This window comes from Agromyces sp. Y182, from assembly GCF_059445385.1.
This window is the reverse complement of sequence record NZ_JCAIUF010000001.1, coordinates 1,022,677-1,039,814: the sequence shown is the minus strand read 5'-3', so window position 1 is coordinate 1,039,814 and position 17,138 is coordinate 1,022,677. Positions and strand designations below refer to the sequence as shown.

The following is a 17,138-nucleotide window of genomic DNA, read 5'->3' as shown; positions in this document are numbered from 1 at the left end:
CGCCTGCGGGATCGGCCGACGAGGACCCGCGACAGGCTGAGGCGCGCAGCACCCGCGCACGCGCCACATCTCAGCCGACGAGGAACTCCGCGATCGTCAGTGCCATCGACTTCGGCTCCCAGGCGTGTTCGGCGGCGGGCACCGTGCCGGCCACCGCGTTCGGCAGGTTCGCGATGAGCGAGTCGGCTGCGGTGCGCATGGTTTCGAGGGTCTGCTCGCCGATGAGCACGAGCGTCGGTTGCGTGACGGCGGCCCAGAGCGACGCCCGAGGTGCACTCTGGGTCCAGGCGAGCGCCTCGGAGTCGGGCTCGAGGCTCGGCCCCATCGCGGTCATGATCGGCCAGCCGGGGCTCGCCTTCGACCCCGCGAGCCACTCGGGCGGCATGTCCTTCATGAAGTACTCGATGGTCGCGTCGCCGTCGCCGGCCGCGATGCGTTCGCGAAGACCGGCAAGAAACTGCTCGCCTTCGGTACCGAGTTCGGCGTTGAGCGGCACCTCCCACAGCACGAGCTTCGAGATCGACAGGCCGGCGGATGCCGCGGCGAGGGCGATCGCCCCACCTGACGAGCTGCCGAACAACGCGACGGCGTCGTCGGCGCCCTCGGTCGCCTCGTCGATGAGCGCGCGGAGGTCGTCGAGGGTCTGCTCGAGGGTGATCGGCGCCTCGGCGGGGCTCTCGCCGCGGCCGCGCCGGTCGTAGTGCACGACGGAGAAGCCGTGACCGGCGAGTTCCTTCGCCATCTCGGTCGTGGCCGGATCGAAGGCGCGGAACTGCATCGCCCCGTCGACGAGGATCACGGGCGGCCCCGAACCCTGCTGGTCGTAGGCGATGCGCGTGCCGTCGGCGGATGTCACGTACTCGGTCATCAGGCGGGCTCCTTCGCTCGGGGTCAGGTTACGCCGCGGGCCGAGGCGCGACAACGAGAGGGGGCCGGGCGCGGGTGGGTCTCGATACGCTCCTTCGTCGCTACTCGACCGACGGGTGCGAGCTCCTTCGTCGCTACTCGACCGACGGGTGCGAGCTCCTTCGTCGCTACTCGACCGACGGGCCGCGCGGGAGTGTCGGTGGGTGGTGGCATCGTGGGGGTTACAACACCATATGTAGGGGTCGGCGGGGCGCATCGCCCCCAAGGGTTCCGATTCGCGACACGCCCGACATCCGTCCACAGGCCAAGAGATTTCGAACTCGGCGGGTGTGGATAACCCGGGTCGGAGCCCCGAGAATCCGCCGGTCGCAGTGGCATCCATTGTTCACAACCGGTGGATAACCCAGTGGATAACTACACGAATGTAACTACTGCATGTTGTGGCAGTCGAGTTCCGCGAACACTAGATGTAGTATTGAAGAACGAAAGAAACACCGGGGGACGGGCTCCTCCAGAGCCTGAGAACGAGGGGAAAACAATGACGGTCACGGTCTACACCAAGCCTTCTTGCGTGCAGTGCAATGCGACGTATCGCGCCCTCGACAGCAAAGGCATCGAGTACGAAGTGCTCGACCTCTCTGTCGACGAGAGCGCGCTTGCGCAGGTCAAGGAACTGGGGTACCTGCAAGCTCCGGTCGTCATCACCGATGAAGGCCACTGGTCGGGTTTCCGCCCCGACAAGATCGACGAACTCGCCTCGCGCCTCGCCTGAGCGCTCCCTGAACCTGTCGAAGGAGCGGGGGTTCGCTTCGACAGACTCAGCGAACGAGGGAGGGTAACCATGACGAATTTGGTCTACTTCTCGAGCGTTTCGGGCAACACGAAGCGTTTCATCGAAAAGCTCGGTCGCACCGCGGCCCGCATCCCGTTGCATGCTCGTGAAGAAGCACTGCACGTCGACGAGCCGTACGTGCTCGTCGTGCCGACCTATGGCGGCGGCGACGGCAATGGCGCCGTTCCGAAGCAGGTCATCCGCTTTCTCAACGATCCCGACAACCGCTCGAACATCCGCGGCGTGATCAGCGCCGGCAACACCAACTTCGGGTCGGCCTTCGGTCTTGCCGGCGACATCATCGCCACCAAGACCGGGGTGCCGCACCTCTACCGCTTCGAAGTATTCGGAACACCTGACGACGTTCGCGCCGTCGACGATGGATTGGACGCATTTTGGCGAACTCAGCAGTTACAGACGGTGTCGCAGTGATCGACGCACCTCGCACGGCGATGGATTACCACTCGCTCAACGCGATGCTCAACCTCTACGGCGAAGACGGCCAGATCCAGTTCGAGAAGGATCGCGAAGCCGCGCGGGAGTACTTCCTGCAGCACGTCAACCAGAACACCGTCTTCTTCCACTCGCTGAAAGAGCGGCTCGACTACCTCGTCGAGAAGGAGTACTACGAGCAGGCCGTGCTCGACCAGTACTCGTTCGAGTTCATCACGAAGCTCAACGACCTCGCGTACTCGAAGAAGTTCCGCTTCGAGACGTTCCTCGGTGCGTTCAAGTACTACACGAGCTACACGCTCAAGACCTTCGATGGCAAGCGCTACCTCGAGCGCTTCGAAGACCGCGTCGTGATGACGGCGCTCGGCCTCGCTCAGGGCGACGAGAAGCTCGCCGTGAACCTCGTCGAAGAGATCATCGGCGGCCGTTTCCAGCCCGCCACCCCCACCTTCCTCAACACGGGCAAGGCGCAGCGCGGCGAGCTCGTCTCCTGCTTCCTGCTGCGCATCGAAGACAACATGGAGTCGATCTCGCGCGGCATCAACTCCGCCCTGCAGCTCTCGAAGCGCGGCGGCGGTGTCGCTCTCTCGCTGAGCAACATCCGTGAGGCCGGCGCCCCGATCAAGCAGATCGAGAACCAGTCGAGCGGCATCATCCCCGTGATGAAGCTCCTCGAAGACAGCTTCAGCTACGCCAACCAGCTCGGTGCCCGCCAGGGTGCCGGTGCGGTGTACCTCAGCGCCCACCACCCCGACATCATGCGGTTCCTCGACACGAAGCGTGAGAACGCCGACGAGAAGATCCGCATCAAGACGCTCTCGCTCGGCGTCGTCGTGCCCGACATCACGTTCGAGCTCGCCAAGAACGGCGAAGACATGTACCTCTTCTCGCCGTACGACGTCGAGCGCGTCTACGGCAAGCCGTTCGGCGACATCTCGGTCACCGAGAAGTACCGCGAGATGGTCGACGACCCCCGCATCAAGAAGACGAAGATCAACGCGCGCGAGTTCTTCCAGACCCTCGCCGAGATCCAGTTCGAGAGCGGCTACCCCTACATCGTGTTCGAAGACACGGTGAACAAGGCGAACCCCATCAAGGGCCGCATCAACATGTCGAACCTGTGCAGCGAGATTCTGCAGGTGAACACGCCGACGACGTACAACGAAGACCTGAGCTACAACGAGATCGGCAAAGACATCTCGTGCAACCTCGGTTCGCTCAACATCGCGCTCACGATGGACTCGCCCGACTTCGGCAAGACCGTCGACACCGCCATCCGCGGCCTCACCGCCGTGTCGAACATGAGCCACATCACCTCGGTGCGTTCGATCGAAGACGGCAACGACAAGTCGCACGCCATCGGCCTCGGCCAGATGAACCTGCACGGCTACCTCGCCCGCGAGCGCATCTTCTACGGCAGCGAAGAGGGCATCGACTTCACGAACATCTACTTCTACACGGTGCTGTTCCACGCGCTGCAGGCGTCGAACAACATCGCGAAGGAGCGCGGCGTGACCTTCGACGGCTTCGCAGACTCCAAGTACGCGTCGGGTGAGTTCTTCGACAAGTACACGGATGCCGCGTGGGTGCCCGAGACCGCGAAGGTCACGCAGCTCTTCGCGGACTCGAACGTGCACATTCCGACGCAGGAGGACTGGAAGGCGCTGAAGGCGTCTGTCGCCGAGTTCGGCATCTACAACCAGAACCTGCAGGCCGTGCCGCCGACCGGTTCGATCTCGTACATCAACAACTCGACGGCGTCGATCCACCCGATCGCGTCGAAGATCGAGATCCGCAAAGAGGGCAAGCTCGGTCGTGTCTACTACCCGGCGGCGTTCATGACGAACGACAACCTCGAGTACTACCAGGACGCGTACGAGATCGGCTACGAGAAGGTCATCGACACCTACGCCGCGGCGACGCAGCACGTCGACCAGGGCCTCTCGCTCACGCTCTTCTTCAAGGACACCGCGACGACCCGCGACATCAACAAGGCGCAGATCTACGCATGGAAGAAGGGGATCAAGACGATCTACTACATCCGCCTGCGTCAGATGGCCCTCGAGGGCACGGAGCTGGATATGTGCGTCAGCTGCGCGCTCTAATCTCATGATCGAAACAGTCGAGTGGTCGCCCGAGTTGGGGCTGGGTGCTCCAATTGTGGGCATCGTCTATGGGTTCCGCGTGCGGGCCACTGGCGAGTACCGCTACATCGGGCAGACCACGAAGACGCTGCCTCGGCGACTGTCGGAGCATCGCGGTGAGGCTCGCAGAGGGCGCAAGACTCCGTTCTATGACTGGCTGCGAAAGACGCCGGATGCCGCGTATGAAGTCGTTCCGCTCGAGCGTGTCACTACGACTCGTGAAGATCTCGGTCTCGCCGAGATCAGTTGGATCTCTCTCTATCGTGAGACGGGGGACCGACTGATGAACCTCTCGGACGGGGGACTGGGCCCGACCGGTGTCGTCTGGACGGATGAGCAGCGAAAGGCGGCCGGCGACAGAGCTCGAGGTCGCCCGACCGGCGTGCACCGCTTCGGTGCCGACTCACCGGTGTGGGGGCGCAGCCATTCTGACGAGCAGAAAGCCAGATGGTCCGAGGAACGGAAAGGGACGAACGAAGGCGCGGACAATCCGAATTTCGGAAAGTTCGGGCCAGACCACCCGAGCTACGGCCACACCATGTCAGCAGAGTCGCGTGAACGACTCTCCCAAATGCGGCGTGGCGAGCTCAATCCGAACTTTGGCAAGACGGCGAGCGAGGAGACTCGTGCGAAGATGTCCGCCGTAAGGAAGGGACGCCCCCTGCCATTGAGGGGCCAAAATGCGCACACCCGCTTCCACACGAACGAGGGCGTCATCAGCCCAAAATGCAAGTACTGCGCCGCACCGCCGGCGACTGAAGCCAACTGAGGGGCGAACGAAATGACTCTGACTGATCCAGTCAACTCGGCGAAGAACGACCCAGCTCACGTCGGCGGCAAGCTGAAGCTCGTCAGCCACGTCAACGCGATCAACTGGAACAAGATCCAGGACGAGAAGGACCTCGAGGTCTGGAACCGCCTGGTCAACAACTTCTGGCTGCCCGAGAAGGTGCCGCTGTCGAACGACATCCAGTCGTGGAACACGCTGACGCCCGAAGAGCAGACGCTGACCATGCGTGTGTTCACCGGGCTGACCCTGCTCGACACGATTCAGGGCACCGTCGGCGCGGTCTCGCTCATCCCCGATGCGATCACCCCGCACGAAGAAGCTGTCTACACGAACATCGCGTTCATGGAGTCGGTGCATGCGAAGAGCTACTCGTCGATCTTCTCGACGCTGTGCTCGACGAAAGACATCGACGACGCGTTCCGCTGGTCGGTCGAGAACGAGAACCTTCAGAAGAAGGCCGCGATCGTCATGGAGTACTACCAGGGCGACTCGCCGCTGAAGCGCAAGGTCGCCTCGACGCTGCTCGAGTCGTTCCTCTTCTACTCGGGCTTCTACCTGCCGATGTACTGGTCGTCGCGGGCGAAGCTCACCAACACGGCCGACATGATCCGCCTCATCATTCGCGACGAGGCCGTGCACGGTTACTACATCGGCTACAAGTTCCAGAAGGGGCTCGAGCAGCTCTCGCAGGCTGAGCGCGATGACCTGAAGGACTACACGTTCTCGCTGCTCTACGAGCTCTACGACAACGAGGTGCAGTACACGCAAGACCTCTACGACGGTGTCGGCCTGACCGAAGACGTCAAGAAGTTCCTGCACTACAACGCCAACAAGGCCCTCATGAACCTCGGCTACGAGCCGATGTTCCCGAAGACCGTCACTGATGTGAACCCGGCGATCCTCTCGGCGCTCTCACCGAACGCTGACGAGAACCACGACTTCTTCTCGGGGTCGGGCTCTTCGTATGTGATCGGCAAGGCCGTGGTTACCGAGGATGAGGACTGGGACTTCTGACAGACAGCAAGCAATTGACCAGCCAATCTGGCGCGAAGGAAGGGACAACAGTTGGACATAGCGCACGCGATCAAGTCGAAGCTCTTGGTTGAATTCCACTACGACGGTCATCACAGAATCGTTGTTCCAGCGGCGTACGGACGCCACGCAACGACGGGTAACGAGATGATGCGCGGTTTCCAAGTACGAGGCACGGGAAGGACGAGACCTGTTCCGTTTTGGGATCTGTTTCGGATCCCAAAGATGGTCAATTTTCGCGTGCTCGACGAATCATTTGTCGATCTACCGCCGGGGTACGCCCGGGATGACAAGCACCTTTCGCCGATATTCGTGCAGCTCTAGTGGGCGAGCTCCGCGCTAGCTTCGTGGGGCTGAATTGCAATGTGTGCTCAGCCCTGGATGGGCTGGTCCTACTAAATCTGAAGATTGGGACCTGGAGGGTCTCTTCAAGGCCTCTCGCAGGCTGAGCGCGACGACCTGAAGGACTACACGTTCTCGCTGCTCTTCGAGCTCTACGACAACGAGGTGCAGTACACGCAAGACCTCTACGACGGCGTCGGACTGGCCGAAGACGTCAATAAGTTCCTGCTCTTTCGCATGGCGTCCGGTTCATGCGGAAATTCAGAAAGCTCGAGGACACGGGTACCTTGAGTTAGCGATCCAGTTCTCAGTCGACTGGGTCGGCGGTCCGTCCACGGCGCAAATGTCCTCGGGCCTCGAGTAACTGTCAAGGGTACGAACTGAGGCGCAATGAAGAAACTGAAGATCGATCTCACCAACTGCCATGGAATACACCGACTGGATTCCGAGATCAGCTTTAAGGACGCCAGAGCAGCTGCGATCTACGCGCCGAACGGGCTCATGAAGACCTCTTTCGCCCGCACGTTCGGCGACCTTTCGCGCGGCGTGGAGTCTTCCGATCATCTCTTTCCGGATCGCACCAGCTCACGGACAATCACTGATCAAGACGGTGTCGCAATCGACGCTAGTCAAGTTGTGGTCATTGTGTCCTACGACGAGGAGATTGGCCCGACCGAAGAAACTTCAACACTCTTGGTTGACAAGATTCTTCGCGACGAGTATGAGCAACTGCAGCGGGGTATCAACGAAGCGCGAGCGGAGCTAATCGCTGCTCTGAAGGTTCAGTCATCAACCAAGAAGGACATCGCGAGAGAGGTGTCGCTCGCGTTTACCCGTGATGATCAGAGCTTCTTCCGCTCACTGGTTCGTGTGGAGGAGGAGCTGCAGGGCGAAGAGGCGCCATACGCGGACCTGCCGTACGACACGCTTTTTGACGACAAGGTGCTCGCGTTGCTGGCGACCAGAGGCTTCGCTGAGTCACTGGCGGAGTATGTGCTGCGGTTCAACGAGCTCCTTGACGCATCGACCTATTTTAGCCGTGACACCTTCAGCTACTACAACGCCGAGACCATCGCGCGGAGTCTAGGCGCGAATGGCTTCTTCGATGCCAACCACACCGTCGTGCTCAATGACGGCTCTGGCGGATCGACTGTTAGCAGCCAGAAGGAGTTGGCCGATCTAATCAACTCGGAGAAGGAGCGGATCAGTGAGGACCCCGCACTTCGCAAAACGTTCGCTGCTATCGAAGCCAAGCTCACGAAGAACTTGGAGGTCCGCCGCTTCTGGGACTACGTCTCCGACAACCAAGAAATCCTGCCCGAGTTGGTCAACGTTGATCGATTTAAGGAGGGGGTTTGGAAGTCATACCTCAAGGCGAATGAGGGACTCTATGCCGAAGCTGTCTCGCGTTTCCGAGCGGCTGAGGCTCGAAAGAAGGCGATTCAGGCTGCGGCGGCTGAGCAGCGTGGCCAGTGGGAAGAAGTCATCGAGATCTTCAACCAGCGCTTCTTCGTCCCGTTTAAGCTGACCGCGAAGAACCGTACCAACGTCGTGCTCGGCTTAGAGTCGGTGGCGAAGCTCGGGTTCGAGTTCGAAGACGGCGACGACACCGTCGAGGTGGAGCGGGACGACCTACTTGAGGTGCTCAGCACCGGAGAGAAGAAGGCGCTCTACATTCTTAATGTGTTGTTTGAGGTGGAGCGGCGCAAGGGACAGCCCGGCGAGACCATCTTCATCGTGGACGACATCGCCGACTCGTTCGACTACAAGAACAAGTATGCGATCATCCAGTACCTCAAGGACATCGCCGACGTCGACAACTTCCGTCTAGTGGTGCTGACGCACAACTTCGACTTCTACCGAACGCTTGAGAGCCGGTTTATTCCTTACCACCAGTGCCTGATGGCTCAGAAGACCGAAGTCGGCGTGGCGCTTGTGAAAGCCGCCGGCATCAAGAACCCCTTCATCAAGGATTTCAAGCCAAACTTCTTTACAGATCCGGGCAAGCGAGTGGCTGCGATTCCCTTCATCCGCAACCTCCTTGAGTACACACGTGGCGAGGACGACCCCGACTACATCAAGCTCACATCGCTCTTGCATTGGAAGGCTGACACAGCGTCAATCACGCAGGCGGATCTAGACGCGGTTTTCAACACGCTGTTCGGAACCAGTGAGCAATGGGGCGACCCGACCGGAGCGGTTATCGAAATGATCATGGACCAGGCGGACGCGTGCGTGGGCGACAGCTCCAGCTTGAACCTGTCAAACAAGATCACCCTCTCGATCGCGATACGTATCGCGGCTGAGAGGCATATGGTTGAGCAGATTGACGACCCTGAGTTTCTCGAAGCGGTGCGCGCGAACCAGACCCCGCAGCTGCTGGCTCGTTATAAGAGGGACTTCCCATCGGACACAGATGCCATCAGAACGATCGACGGCGTTGTGCTGATGACTCCGGAGCACATCCATGTGAACTCGTTCATGTATGAACCGATTCTCGATATGTCGGATGAGCATCTTTCTCGGCTCCTCGCCGAGGTGACGGCACTCGGCTCGTAGGTCGAGCCCTCTCGGCTTCTCGGCACGTATTGACAGGGAGATCCACGCCTACGCGATGATTGCCCTGACCCAGCTCCTGTCCACCTACAAGTTCCGGCGCATAGTCTCGGCAAGTACGACTCCGGCCTACCCGGCGTCGAAGTCCTCGGTGCCATTATTCGAATCCGGTGACCTCCGCGGGCGAGTCGACAGCGTGATGTCAGACCGGCGACATCGGGGTGACTCGTACGGAGAGGTCGTGGTTTGAAGCGCCCGTAGAGAGGATCAGACCCGATTCGTGAGGTCGCGGGTTCAAGCCCCGCTCCCGTTACATCAGTAGATCGGTGCCTTTCGCGCTTCTGCAGCGATCGACCCCATCTTTACCTCACCTCAGCTCGGCGCGCTGCGAACCCTGCCGCGATGGCACGGCATTCGGCACGGAGCGCCGAGAGCTTGGGTAGCGCTCGCGGATTGTCTTGAATGTTCAGCAACGGCTTGTGTTCGCGGATCAGGGCGACTTCGATGTCGTGCACCGCGGGCTGAGGGAGCACTGCCCAACTGACTTCGAGGTGCTTGTTGATCCACTCCACGATCGCGATCCGGTCGGCCGGCGCGAAGCGATAGTTCTGAACGCGCGCGCGACCGGCGAGCGACCCGAACGGTGGGCGATAGCCCAGTACCGCGCCGATGCTGCGGATGAAGGTGCCATTACCTCGGGCTCGCAGTTCGTTGCCGAGTAGCCGTTTCAGCAGTGTCTGTCTCTCGGCCTGCTCGATGTACATCAGGCGGGTCTCCCGCTGTTCGAGGGTTGCCCCAAACCGTCCTGGCAACGTCGACCCCGGGCGTAGACGAATCGCGTAGACCCCGAACTCCTTTGGCACGACAGCGTCGATTTCTGACGCCGGTCGGAACAACTCATCCTCGAGCAGATCCATGTCTCTGATCTTCTGCTCAGCCGCGCCCGCGAGACAGCATGATCCGCACGCCGGCCATGATCGCCATTTCGAGTACCGGGAGCGAGGCCTGCATCATCTTGGCGCGGCGAGCGGCGGCCGCCTCGTTCGCGATGAAGTTCTTGTTCTCCCGGCTACTATCGACGCGCTTGTCCTGGAGCCTCATCAGGTAGTCGAACAGGAAGCGCTCGTGTTCCTCGCTCAGCTCACCACGCTGAATGCGCCCGTCAGCTTTGGCCTGCAACTTGTTGAACGACGCGCTTAGCTCCGCCTGATCTTGTGCGTTCGCGGCCAGGGTCGTCTTGAGTGTCTCTTCCGTCGCGTTCATCGCGTCGAGCGAGTACTGCAGGAGTCCCGGAACGAGCTCGAAAAGCCTGGCTCGCAGCTCGTCCGACATTTCCGGGATCATCGCCACGACGTCCGGGTACTTGGATGCCGGAATGTTCTCCACGCTGGACTCACCAACCGCCTTGGCCAGCTCATCACCGCTATTAAGTGCCACGCAGTTCCCCTTCCTCTGGACGTCTGAATTCGTAGCCCAACGGTATCGGTCGACCCGCAGCTCGTTGAGCTTCTCTCTCGCCTCAGCGGCAGCCGTCTCCGCCTTCCTCAGTTCACGCTCCGCAAGGGAGACTCAGTCATCGCGTTTCCGCTTGGCGTCCGCATGCGCGCGGCCGCCTCGATCGTCTTCGTTGAGGTCACGACGCCGCGAGTCATCTCGCACTTTGTACACCACGCAGTCGAAAGGCTCGGGGTGTTGATTCTTGTGGTGCACGCTCTGCTTGACGATGTAGCCGCAGGTCAGGGTGCGCTCCCAAACGTCAAGCTCCTCTTCGCGGCGCGTCCGTCTGGTCAGGATTCGCTGGATATTCTCGATCTGAGATGGCGCCAGGGGGAGTGGCGGGCAGCAGTCGTCACAGTGAGTAGCTCGGGATCCAGACATGCTCCACCGATGCGCGTCGCAGTCCAGATGCATCTTCTCCTAGCGCGCCTGATCGGCGTCATTACCGGCCTTCTGCTCCGGCGTGAGGTACATCGTGCCGGGCCAGTTGCCGAGGTTGTCTATGACCGGGAGCCCGCAGCCGAGACACAGCTCACCGACTGCCGGCTGCTCACGCGCGAGTTACATCCCTTCTCGCGCCACTCGCGTCGCTTCGCCTCGTCGCGATGCGCTCGCACTTCTTCCTTCAGCGCTACCGTCATCCGGCGCCTTATGGCTCGGGCTTCCTTGCTCCTTGGCCAGCCGCATCGAGACTCCTCAGGTTCGGCAGGCGATGTCGGAGGCCCAGGGCATGGTGAACTCGTGGCAGACCTATATACAAAGAATGGCCGCCCGCTTCGGCGTAGCGGTGACAAGCTGTTCGCGCGCTCGGGAACATATCTCGGTCGAGTCAAGGGCGACTACGTGTTCGACCCGTCGGGATGCTACGCAGGCACTATCGTCGGAGACCGCGTTGTGTATCGCTCGACGCACTCCGCGCGGATCGCGAGTCCGTCGGTATCGGCGAACCGTGCGGGTAGTGCAAGCGCCAATCGTGCGGGGTCCGCGATGTGGGGAGACGAGCCGCCGTTCCCTGACTAACGGGCGACACGCCGCGCCTAACTTGAAGTGGCGTTTCATTCACTAGGTGCACTACCCTTGAATTACTACCGGCTGCGAGAGAGGAACCGCACATGGCGATCCACACCCCGATGACTCGCGAGGATCTCGCTCGCCTCCTGTCCCCGATGCGTCTCACCGCCGAGGTGTTCGAGCGGGCGGTGGCCGTCGGCGCAGCCGAGAGCCGTACCTTCTCGCAGGGTGCGCCGAAGTCCGCGCCGAACATGACCCGGTGGTTCCGCACCGTCGAGTACATGCACGAGCAGCTGATGTTGCTGCAGCTCGACTGGAAGCGTTCCGACCCGCAGAACCTGCCGTACTTCTCGCAGCCCAGACTCAACCTCGGGCTTATCACCAGCAGCGGCGACGAGTTCACCGGTATTCCGTGGGGTACCTCGCCGAGCACCAAGAACCCGAAGGGCTCCGCGTTCGCGAAGCGCGTGGACGAGAACGGCCAGGCTACGCTGTTTGGTCAGCCGACCCCGGACGGCGGCGAGATCGACGTCAAGTACCTCTGGATCCTGCTCTACAACGAGCGCGACGGCATGGTGTACCTCGAGATGTCCCGCCCGAAGTCGATGGCCGGCAAGCAAATCGACAGCTGGCTCGACCGGATCATCTTCCCGCCGTTCGACCTCGCGCTTGGCGCCTTCTCCTTCGAGGAGGACGAGGGCGACGACGAGGGCTTCGGCTTCACTGTCGAGCGTCGCTGACGGGACGCTTGGTCCCCACGATGAGCACCACCTTCGTACCAGCGCGCCTCGAGATGGCGCGCGCCATCCGTCAGATGACGGCTACCGATCTGGCCGCGGCTGCAAGTATCAGCGCGCCGTGGATCTCGCAGATCGAGAACGTGAAGAAGACGCCTGGGCCCGACCTAGTGCGCGAGTTCGCGCGCGTCCTGAACTTTCCGGTCGAGTTCTTCTATCGATCGGTGAAGAGCCAGCCGCCGTCCGACGCCTTCCATTTCCGCGCGACCTCGAAGCTCGCGAAGAAGGACGAAGCGACAGCCCGCAGCTTGTCGACACTCGCCATCGAGCTGTCGGACTGGATCCAGGTGACCTATCGCTCGCCAGCGCCGGACGTTCCGGAACTGCAAGATCTGATTGACTCCGATGATGAGCTCGCGCCTGATCAGGCAGCCGAGGCGCTGCGCGGCGCTTGGGGACTCGGTGTCGCCCCGATCAAAAACCTGCTGCACCTCCTCGAGTCAAGGGGCGCCAAGGTCTACTCCGCAGGCGGACCGCTTCAGGCCATCGACGCCTTCTCATTCCGACACGGTCCGACGCCGGTGATTTTCCTGAACGTCCACAAGTCCGCTGAGCGGCTGCGGTTCGACCTCGCTCACGAGCTCGGGCACCTCGTCATGCACGGCGGCTCCTTGCACGTCGAGTCGGGCAAGGAGAAGGAGCAGGCAGCCAACGACTTCGCTAGCTCGTTCCTAATGCCCCGCTCCGATGTGATCGGCGCGATTCGTGGCAACAACCTCATGCTCGAGGACGTCCTCATGCTGAAGCGCCGCTGGCGCGTCAGTGCGATGGCGCTCAACTTGCGCGCGCACCGGCTCGGGGTCATCTCGGACTGGACCTATGCCACACTCGCCAAGCAGCTCTCGATGGCCGGTTTCCGGCGCGGAGAGCCAGGGTCCGATCTGCGAGCCGAGAGCTCAAGTTTGCTCACCCAGGTGATGAGCGACATGCGGAGCCGCGGGCACGGTTTCGCCGAGATTGCTCGCATTCTGGACGTTCGGGCTCAGGATGTTCAAGACCTGATGCTGGGAATCGTTACGTTTGCCATCCAGGGGGATGGTGTGGGCCGGTCGCGGAGCACAGCTGAACTCCGCGACGTCTCGTTTGCGCCGGTCGCAGACCTCAACGCGCGACGCGGGAGCCGTTGAGCAACACGCAAACTAATCGCTCTACTTAGTTTCGGTTCAGGTCGTGTCGACGTGTATCGAGCGCGTCTTTGAAGTGGCTCCCGGGTTGAACACACGCAGAAGCGAAATCGGAGGGCACGAGTGAAGAGCCGTGCCGGAGAATTTGCGGGACTCCGGGCTATGCAGCGGAGCGGGCAAGGACTAGGACTTCTAGGGCGTGTCTCCCTTTGTGCGTAGCCAGCTGAGGATCGCGCAGATGGTGACGCGCGGCGCGATAGGTGACGGCGAGCTTGTCGTACCTGGTGGCAAGACCACGCCACTGCTTGGCCAGCGCGAAGGACCGCTCGACCACATTCCTCCCTCGGTGGGCGTCCGCGTCGAACCCTGGCGGACGGCCGCGTCGCTTGCGGGCAGCGATCTGGTCGCGCTTGTCTGGGATCACGGTCTTGATCCCGCGGCGGCGCAGTTCGGCGCGGATCACGCCGGTCGCGTACGCACGGTCGGTGATCACCGCGTCCGGTCGGGTATGCGCCCGCCCCGGGCCCAGTCGTGGGACATGGATCTCGGCGAGGACCTGCGCAAGCATCGCACCGTCGTTGCGTTGCCCGCCGGTGACGACCACCGCCAGCGGCCGACCCCGCCCATCGACAGCCCTGATGGATCTTCGTCGTCAGCCCGCCCCGAGAACGACCGATGCCGTGACCGGCCGGCTCAACCAGTCCGAGCGGCAGATTCTTGTGATTCGATCCCGCCTCCTGTGTCCTGCTCCGGGCGGGTCATGTTCGTGGCGTGCTGGTGCGCACGCGCGATCGTGGCATCCACCGACACTGACCAGTCGATCCTGCCCGCCGCGTCAGCCTCGGCGAGCACCAGCGCAAGCACCCGTTCCCAGGTTCCATCGCCGGCATAGCGGCGATGCCGCTTCCACACCGTCTGCCACGGACCGAACTCATCTCTGGGCAGATCACGCCACGCAGTCCCGGTCCGATACCGGTACGCGATGCCCTCGACCACACAGCGGCTATCACCGAACGGGTGACCCCGGCGGCCCTGATTCGACGGCAGCAACGACTCGATCCGCTCCCACTGCTCATCCGTGAACACCCGATACCGCGAACCCGTCGACCTCACCCAACCAGCATGCCCCGAACCTCACCACCAATATGGGAGACACGCCCTAGCACCCAGCTCCACTTGAACCTGAGAACGGCAAGGACGGCGAGCCCATCCAGCGATGCGTCGGGCTGGTCGAGGAGGGAGTCGAGATCACGGCTTCGCGGGGCGATCTTGTGGTTAAGCCGCGGGGACGATGGCATACGTTCTGGAACGCGGGCGACGACGAGCTTCGAGTGCTCGAATGATCGTGCCAGGCGGTATTGAGGCAATGTTTCGCCGACTCGCGGAACCTGGTGGGGAGTACTCGCCCGACACTCTACCGGTCCTCGCAACGGAGTACGGCGCTGAGGTGGACTTCGAAGCGACGATGCCGCTGGTCGAGCGTCACGGCCTGAAGTTCTAGCGGGACACCGCGGCGAGATTGTGGGCCGCGATCAACCTCGGGCCGCACTCGTCATCGCCTGGCGCTTTCTCTTCAGGGGTGGCGCCGACACAACGCCGGGCTCCCCGGCCGGTGATGGATCCCTCAGCGGGCGTTTCGTTCGCCGAGGCTTGTGACGTTGGTCAGAGCGGTGGCCGCTGTGACGAGAGCGAGTCGGTGGTCTCGAGTGCGGGTGTGGCTGAGCGGATCGCTGCCATCCGCTGCCCGCAGCCCGACCGGGGTGAAGAACCAGGCTTGCGCCATGCCGTAAAGAAGTACGAGCAGGTCTATCGCGGATCCTCGGTCGCCCATCGTCGTCGCCATGGTTTCGACCTTCTCTGCGTAGATGAGCGCATCGTCCGGCCCGAGATCGGGCCGCTCGAGCTCCCGCCACAGGCTGATCCGCACACCGAACGGATGCTCGTGGTGATAGTCGAACAACCTGCCAACCCATCCAGGAAGGTCATCTACATCGACGGGGACCGCCTCTGCCATCGCCGTCAACTCGCGGTCGAGAGTCAGTGCGAACAGGTTCTCCTTGCTGCCGAAATGCGCGTAGATGAGACGGACGTTGGATGTCGCGCCTGCAGCGATTCGGTCGATCCGAGCGCCCGCCAGCCCGCGATCGGCGAACTCGACAGACGCGGCGGCCAGGATGCGCTCCTTGGTTGCCTCGGCGTCTCGCTTCATCTCCCCATCGTAGCGAAACGTCTACTTACTTACGTTAGTCTCAAAGTAAGAGAACACTTACTTAGGAGTATCGATGGACGAACGAACCAAGCACGCTCTCGCTATCACCCCGAGATCCTCGTCCATTAGCCGGACTATCGATATTTCAACCAAGGGTGCTCGCACGGGCCGCGTCAGGCGTATCGAGATCTGGTTCTACCGCGTGGATGGCGAGATCTACCTCACGACGCAGCCGGCGAAACGGAGCTGGTACGCCAATCTCTTGGCCAACCCCGAGTTCACCTTCCACCTCAAGCACGGCATCCGTGCCGACCTGGCAGCGACGGCGGAGCCAATGCTGGACCCCGACGAACGTCGTCACATCTTCAGTGCCATCGTCGACGATCTCAATCAACCGCTCCATCGCGGATACCTGGCCCAGCCCGTTGAACCAGTCCCGAGCTGGCTTGCCGGCAGCCCACTCATACACGTCCTCTTCCATTAACCAAAGGATCACAGTTATGCAAAGACGAACTCTCGGCACCCAAGGCCTGACGACCTCCGCTCTCGGCTACGGCTCCATGGGCATCTCCATGGCTTACGGGACTAGCGACGGGCTCGGCACCGCAGCTATCGCAGCCGCCTTCGACGCCGGAATCACCTTCTTCGATACGGCTGAACTCTATGGCTGGGGGGAGAACGAGCAAATCCTCGGCAAGGCGGTCGCGCCATTCCGCGACGAAGTGATGATCGCGACGAAGTTCGGGTTCACTCGCGACTACGGCTTCGACAGCCGACCCGACCACATCCGGCAGGTCGTACAAAACAGTCTCAGGTTTCTCGGCACTGATCACATCGACGTGCTGTACCAGCACCGATTCGACCCCACCGTGCCCATCGAGGATGTAGCCGGCACCGTGAAGGAACTCATCGATGCCGGCGATGTCACCTATTTCGGCCTCAGCGAAGTCGGCGAGGACACCATCCGACGCGCGCACGCCGTCCACCCCGTCTCCGTATTGCAGACCGAGTACTCCCTCTTCGAGCGAGATATCGAAGAGCTGCTCCCTCTTCTCACCGAATTGGGAATCGGCGTGGTTCCGTACTCTCCCCTTGGCCGGGGCTTCCTCACGGGAACAGCGAAGCCCGCCGGGCAGTACGACGAGAACGACATGCGCAACACAGACCCCCGCTGGCAGCCCGGCAACTTCGAAAAGAACCTCGCCGCAACCGAGCAACTCCAGCACCTGGCCGCTTCCATGAATGCCACAGTTGGGCAACTCGCCCTCGCCTGGCTACTGACGCGAGGAGAACATGTCGTCCCGATCCCGGGAAGCCGGAATCCTCAACGCGTGGCGGAGAACGCAGCCGCCGCCGAACTCCACCTGACACCGGCACATCTTGACCGAATCGCCGAGATTCTCCCGTCTGGGGGTTTCGGAGCCCGCTACACACCGGAGAACATGCCCAGCTGGCAGTAACACCCGCATGCGCCACGGGACAAA

At 61.9% G+C, this 17,138-nt stretch carries 15 protein-coding genes and 2 pseudogenes; 12 read left to right on the top strand and 5 right to left on the bottom strand.

Annotated features, from left to right (window positions below; all coding sequences use genetic code 11):
- Nucleotides 1–70: 70 nt before the first annotated feature.
- A complete protein-coding gene (locus tag AC1C2R_RS04850) occupies nucleotides 71–868 on the bottom strand; it encodes an alpha/beta fold hydrolase (RefSeq protein WP_495379169.1) in 798 nt (265 codons plus the stop codon).
- Between the two features lie 537 nt (nucleotides 869–1,405).
- On the opposite strand from AC1C2R_RS04850, the gene nrdH reads away from it, so the two are divergent.
- The 7 genes and pseudogenes from nrdH (at nucleotide 1,406) to AC1C2R_RS04815 (ending at nucleotide 9,019) form a co-directional block, all read left to right on the top strand.
- A complete protein-coding gene (nrdH, locus tag AC1C2R_RS04845; protein ID WP_056005481.1) occupies nucleotides 1,406–1,639 on the top strand; it encodes a glutaredoxin-like protein NrdH in 234 nt (77 codons plus the stop codon).
- Between the two features lie 69 nt (nucleotides 1,640–1,708).
- Nucleotides 1,709–2,131, top strand: a complete 423-nt coding sequence (nrdI, locus tag AC1C2R_RS04840; protein WP_495351391.1) for a class Ib ribonucleoside-diphosphate reductase assembly flavoprotein NrdI — start codon at nucleotides 1,709–1,711, stop codon at nucleotides 2,129–2,131.
- A 20-nt stretch (nucleotides 2,132–2,151) separates the two neighbouring features.
- On the top strand, nucleotides 2,152–4,257 hold the full coding sequence (gene nrdE, locus AC1C2R_RS04835; RefSeq protein ID WP_495380371.1) for a class 1b ribonucleoside-diphosphate reductase subunit alpha: 2,106 nt from the start codon (nucleotides 2,152–2,154) through the stop codon (nucleotides 4,255–4,257).
- A gap of 4 nt (nucleotides 4,258–4,261) precedes the next feature.
- Nucleotides 4,262–5,065: an NUMOD3 domain-containing DNA-binding protein gene (locus tag AC1C2R_RS04830; protein WP_495379168.1), complete on the top strand. Its 804-nt coding sequence runs from the start codon at nucleotides 4,262–4,264 to the stop codon at nucleotides 5,063–5,065.
- Nucleotides 5,066–5,077: 12 nt separating this feature from the next.
- Nucleotides 5,078–6,100: a class 1b ribonucleoside-diphosphate reductase subunit beta gene (nrdF, locus tag AC1C2R_RS04825; RefSeq protein ID WP_495379167.1), complete on the top strand. Its 1,023-nt coding sequence runs from the start codon at nucleotides 5,078–5,080 to the stop codon at nucleotides 6,098–6,100.
- 462 nt (nucleotides 6,101–6,562) lie between these two features.
- Nucleotides 6,563–6,688: pseudogene (locus AC1C2R_RS04820) on the top strand (class 1b ribonucleoside-diphosphate reductase subunit beta); the annotation flags it as partial.
- Nucleotides 6,689–6,850: 162 nt separating this feature from the next.
- Nucleotides 6,851–9,019 (top strand): AAA family ATPase, encoded by a 2,169-nt coding sequence (locus tag AC1C2R_RS04815; RefSeq protein ID WP_495379166.1) that lies wholly within the window; start codon nucleotides 6,851–6,853, stop codon nucleotides 9,017–9,019.
- Between the two features lie 359 nt (nucleotides 9,020–9,378).
- On the opposite strand, the gene AC1C2R_RS04810 is transcribed toward AC1C2R_RS04815, so the two are convergent.
- Both AC1C2R_RS04810 and AC1C2R_RS04805 read right to left on the bottom strand, forming a co-directional pair.
- Complete coding sequence (locus AC1C2R_RS04810) at nucleotides 9,379–9,933, bottom strand: GIY-YIG nuclease family protein (RefSeq protein ID WP_495379165.1); 555 nt, start codon at nucleotides 9,931–9,933, stop codon at nucleotides 9,379–9,381.
- 16 nt (nucleotides 9,934–9,949) lie between these two features.
- Nucleotides 9,950–10,453, bottom strand: coding sequence for a hypothetical protein (locus AC1C2R_RS04805; RefSeq protein ID WP_495379164.1), 504 nt, complete (start codon nucleotides 10,451–10,453; stop codon nucleotides 9,950–9,952).
- A gap of 1,172 nt (nucleotides 10,454–11,625) precedes the next feature.
- Here AC1C2R_RS04805 and AC1C2R_RS04800 point away from each other — a divergent pair.
- Both AC1C2R_RS04800 and AC1C2R_RS04795 read left to right on the top strand, forming a co-directional pair.
- Nucleotides 11,626–12,264, top strand: coding sequence for a hypothetical protein (locus AC1C2R_RS04800; protein WP_495379163.1), 639 nt, complete (start codon nucleotides 11,626–11,628; stop codon nucleotides 12,262–12,264).
- A gap of 20 nt (nucleotides 12,265–12,284) precedes the next feature.
- Nucleotides 12,285–13,448 carry an ImmA/IrrE family metallo-endopeptidase gene (locus AC1C2R_RS04795; protein WP_495379162.1) on the top strand — a complete coding sequence of 388 codons (1,164 nt, stop codon included), beginning with the start codon at nucleotides 12,285–12,287 and terminating at the stop codon, nucleotides 13,446–13,448.
- 189 nt (nucleotides 13,449–13,637) lie between these two features.
- Here AC1C2R_RS04795 and AC1C2R_RS04790 read toward each other — a convergent pair.
- Nucleotides 13,638–14,558, bottom strand: a pseudogene (locus AC1C2R_RS04790) (IS5 family transposase).
- A 95-nt stretch (nucleotides 14,559–14,653) separates the two neighbouring features.
- On the opposite strand from AC1C2R_RS04790, the gene AC1C2R_RS04785 reads away from it, so the two are divergent.
- Entirely contained in the window at nucleotides 14,654–14,788 is a 135-nt protein-coding gene (locus AC1C2R_RS04785) for a cupin domain-containing protein (protein ID WP_495380370.1), read from the top strand.
- A 281-nt stretch (nucleotides 14,789–15,069) separates the two neighbouring features.
- Here AC1C2R_RS04785 and AC1C2R_RS04780 read toward each other — a convergent pair whose 3' ends face one another.
- Entirely contained in the window at nucleotides 15,070–15,654 is a 585-nt protein-coding gene (locus AC1C2R_RS04780; RefSeq protein ID WP_495379161.1) for a TetR/AcrR family transcriptional regulator, read from the bottom strand.
- Between the two features lie 73 nt (nucleotides 15,655–15,727).
- Here AC1C2R_RS04780 and AC1C2R_RS04775 point away from each other — a divergent pair, with 73 nt between their 5' ends.
- Together AC1C2R_RS04775 and AC1C2R_RS04770 are read left to right on the top strand one after the other, a co-directional pair.
- Nucleotides 15,728–16,138, top strand: coding sequence for a nitroreductase/quinone reductase family protein (locus tag AC1C2R_RS04775; RefSeq protein ID WP_495379160.1), 411 nt, complete (start codon nucleotides 15,728–15,730; stop codon nucleotides 16,136–16,138).
- A 16-nt stretch (nucleotides 16,139–16,154) separates the two neighbouring features.
- Entirely contained in the window at nucleotides 16,155–17,114 is a 960-nt protein-coding gene (locus tag AC1C2R_RS04770; protein WP_495379159.1) for an aldo/keto reductase, read from the top strand.
- Nucleotides 17,115–17,138: the final 24 nt, after the last annotated feature.

Excerpts from the sequence above, each read along its gene's own strand:
- AC1C2R_RS04850 (WP_495379169.1), bottom strand. The coding sequence starts at position 868 with ATGACCGAGTACGTGACATCCGCCGACGGCACGCGCATCGCCTACGAC.
- nrdH (WP_056005481.1), top strand. The coding sequence starts at position 1,406 with ATGACGGTCACGGTCTACACCAAGCCTTCTTGCGTGCAGTGCAATGCG.
- nrdI (WP_495351391.1), top strand. The coding sequence starts at position 1,709 with ATGACGAATTTGGTCTACTTCTCGAGCGTTTCGGGCAACACGAAGCGT.
- nrdE (WP_495380371.1), top strand. The coding sequence starts at position 2,152 with ATGGATTACCACTCGCTCAACGCGATGCTCAACCTCTACGGCGAAGAC.
- AC1C2R_RS04830 (WP_495379168.1), top strand. The coding sequence starts at position 4,262 with ATGATCGAAACAGTCGAGTGGTCGCCCGAGTTGGGGCTGGGTGCTCCA.
- nrdF (WP_495379167.1), top strand. The coding sequence starts at position 5,078 with ATGACTCTGACTGATCCAGTCAACTCGGCGAAGAACGACCCAGCTCAC.
- AC1C2R_RS04815 (WP_495379166.1), top strand. The coding sequence starts at position 6,851 with ATGAAGAAACTGAAGATCGATCTCACCAACTGCCATGGAATACACCGA.
- AC1C2R_RS04810 (WP_495379165.1), bottom strand. The coding sequence starts at position 9,933 with ATGGATCTGCTCGAGGATGAGTTGTTCCGACCGGCGTCAGAAATCGAC.
- AC1C2R_RS04800 (WP_495379163.1), top strand. The coding sequence starts at position 11,626 with ATGGCGATCCACACCCCGATGACTCGCGAGGATCTCGCTCGCCTCCTG.
- AC1C2R_RS04795 (WP_495379162.1), top strand. The coding sequence starts at position 12,285 with ATGAGCACCACCTTCGTACCAGCGCGCCTCGAGATGGCGCGCGCCATC.
- AC1C2R_RS04780 (WP_495379161.1), bottom strand. The coding sequence starts at position 15,654 with ATGAAGCGAGACGCCGAGGCAACCAAGGAGCGCATCCTGGCCGCCGCG.
- AC1C2R_RS04775 (WP_495379160.1), top strand. The coding sequence starts at position 15,728 with ATGGACGAACGAACCAAGCACGCTCTCGCTATCACCCCGAGATCCTCG.
- AC1C2R_RS04770 (WP_495379159.1), top strand. The coding sequence starts at position 16,155 with ATGCAAAGACGAACTCTCGGCACCCAAGGCCTGACGACCTCCGCTCTC.